At 55.1% G+C, this 3,057-nt stretch carries 2 rRNA genes (1 of these 2 running past the window's edge); both read right to left on the bottom strand.

What is annotated here, in order from left to right:
• Positions 1-19: 19 nt before the first annotated feature.
• Positions 20-134, bottom strand: a 5S ribosomal RNA gene (gene rrf, locus KHC19_RS10660).
• Positions 135-240: 106 nt separating this feature from the next.
• Positions 241-3,057 (bottom strand): 23S ribosomal RNA (locus tag KHC19_RS10655) (it continues 9 nt past the right edge of the window).

Here is a 3,057-nt window from a genome sequence, read left to right as displayed (position 1 = left end):
GCGTGCGTGTGCTTAGCAGGCCTGGCAGCGACCTACTCTCCCAGGTCTTGAGACATAGTACCATCGGCGCTGAGGAGTTTAACGGCCGAGTTCGGGATGGGATCGGGTTGGGGCTCCTCGCAATGGCCACCAGGCCGGCGAAGCACACGCATATTGCGAAGCAAGTCTCTTTCGAGAGAACGCTCTTTCGAGCGTCTGGTCCTTGGAACAGCTCGTCCTTGATAGATATCGAGGATGAGAACGATCAAGCCAATCGAACGATTAGTACCGGTAAGCTCAATGTGTCACCACACTTACACACCCGGCCTATCAACGTGGTCGTCTTCCACGGTTCTCGAGGGAATACTCGTTTTGAGGTGGGTTTCCCGCTTAGATGCTTTCAGCGGTTATCCCGTCCGTACATAGCTACGCTGCACTGCGGCTGGCGCCACAACAGCTCCACCAGAGGTACGTTCATCCCGGTCCTCTCGTACTAGGGACAAATCCTCTCAATATTCCTACACCCACGGCAGATAGGGACCGAACTGTCTCACGACGTTCTGAACCCAGCTCACGTACCACTTTAATCGGCGAACAGCCGAACCCTTGGGACCTGCTCCAGCCCCAGGATGTGATGAGCCGACATCGAGGTGCCAAACGATGCCGTCGATATGGACTCTTGGGCATCATCAGCCTGTTATCCCCGGCGTACCTTTTATTCGTTGAGCGATGGCCCGTCCACGTGGGACCACCGGATCACTATGGCCGACTTTCGTCTCTGCTCGACTTGTCAGTCTCGCAGTCAGGCGGGCTTATGCCATTGCACTCGACGACCGATTTCCGACCGGTCTGAGCCCACCATCGCGCGCCTCCGTTACTCTTTGGGAGGCGACCGCCCCAGTCAAACTGCCCACCATGCAATGTCCCGGACCCGGATGACGGGCCGCGGTTAGACATCCATATCTATAAGGGTGGTATTTCAAGGGTGACTCCACGAGAGCTGGCGCCCTCGCTTCAAAGTCTACCACCTATCCTACACATACCGACACGAATGCCAGTGCAAAGTTGCAGTAAAGGTGCACGGGGTCTTTCCGTCTGACCGCAGGAACCCCGCATCTTCACGGGGAATTCAATTTCACTGAGTCTATGCTGGAGACAGCGGGGAAGTCATTACGCCATTCGTGCAGGTCGGAACTTACCCGACAAGGAATTTCGCTACCTTAGGACCGTTATAGTTACGGCCGCCGTTTACCGGGGCTTCGATTCAAAGCTTGCACCTCTCCTCTTAACCTTCCGGCACCGGGCAGGCGTCAGACCCTATACGTCATCTTGCGATTTCGCAGAGCCCTGTGTTTTTGCTAAACAGTTGCCACCCCCTGGTCTGTGCCCCTCCCACCTGGTTGCCCAAGTGGAAGGCCTCCTTATCCCGAAGTTACGGAGGTAAATTGCCGAGTTCCTTCAGCATAGTTCTCTCAAGCGCCTTGGTATACTCTACCAGTCCACCTGTGTCGGTTTCGGGTACGGTCTTGATGTGGGAGCTATTTCCTGGAACCCCTTCGCTGCCAGAACAGAACCAATTCGTCTGACAACACACGGGATTCGTCACTACCCACAGGCTCAGGAATATTCACCTGATTCCCATCGACTACGCCTTTCGGCCTCGCCTTAGGGGCCGGCTAACCCTGCGCAGATTAGCTTTACGCAGGAACCCTTGGACTTTCGGCGACAGTGTCTCTCACACTGTTTGTCGTTACTCATGTCAGCATTCGCACTTCCGATACCTCCAGAGGCCCTCACGGGTCCTCCTTCGCAGGCTTACGGAACGCTCCGCTACCGCTCATCTTGCGATGAACCCTAAGCTTCGGCGCGTGGCTTGAGCCCCGTTACATTTTCGGCGCAAGAATCCTAGACCAGTGAGCTGTTACGCTTTCTTTAAAGGATGGCTGCTTCTAAGCCAACCTCCTGGTTGTTTTCGGACTCTCACATCCTTTCACACTTAGCCACGACTTGGGGGCCTTAGCTGTAGGTCAGGGTTGTTTCCCTCTCGACGACGGACGTTAGCACCCGCCGTCTGTCTCCCGCGCAGTACTTCCAGGTATTCGGAGTTTGGTTAGGTTTGGTAAGATGGTAAATCCCCCTAGCCCATCCAGTGCTCTACCCCCTGGAGTATTCACGCGAGGCACTACCTAAATAGTTTTCGCGGAGAACCAGCTATTTCCGAGTTTGGTTGGCCTTTCACCCCTAGCCACAAGTCATCCGAGACTTTTTCAACAGGCACCGGTTCGGTCCTCCAGTGCGTGTTACCGCACCTTCAACCTGCTCATGGCTAGATCACCCGGCTTCGGGTCTAATCCGACGAACTGAACGCCCTGTTCAGACTCGCTTTCGCTGCGCCTACACCTATCGGCTTAAGCTCGCTCGCCAGACTAAGTCGCTGACCCATTATACAAAAGGTACGCTGTCACCCAGGACGAACCTTGGGCTCCAACTGTTTGTAGGCATCCGGTTTCAGGAACTGTTTCACTCCCCTTGTCGGGGTGCTTTTCACCTTTCCCTCACGGTACTGGTTCGCTATCGGTCGCTGAGGAGTACTTAGGCTTGGAGGGTGGTCCCCCCATGTTCAGACAGGATTTCACGTGTCCCGCCTTACTCGAGGATGAAGGTTCGCATTACGTGTACGGGGCTATCACCCACTGAGGCCCGGCTTTCCTGACCGGTTCCACTTGTCTTGCCTTCACCACTGGCCTGATCCGCGTTCGCTCGCCACTACTAACGGAGTCTCTGTTGATGTCCTTTCCTCCGGGTACTTAGATGTTTCAGTTCCCCGGGTTCGCTTCAAACCCCTATGTATTCAGGATTTGATACCTTCATCTGACAACTGGAATTCCAAAGCCTCACGGCCAGGATCCCACAAGGGGACACCGAGGCAAGACCTCAGAGTCCCAGTCGTCGAAGGTGGGTTTCCCCATTCGGAAATTTACGGATCAAAGCTTGTTCGCAGCTCCCCGTAACTTATCGCAGCGTACCACGTCCTTCATCGCCTCTCAGCGCCAAGGCATCCACCGAATGCCCTTAAGA

This window comes from Ancylobacter oerskovii, assembly GCF_018390555.1.
Lineage (GTDB): Bacteria > Pseudomonadota > Alphaproteobacteria > Rhizobiales > Xanthobacteraceae > Ancylobacter > Ancylobacter oerskovii.
This window is presented reverse-complemented; position numbering and strand designations above follow the sequence as displayed.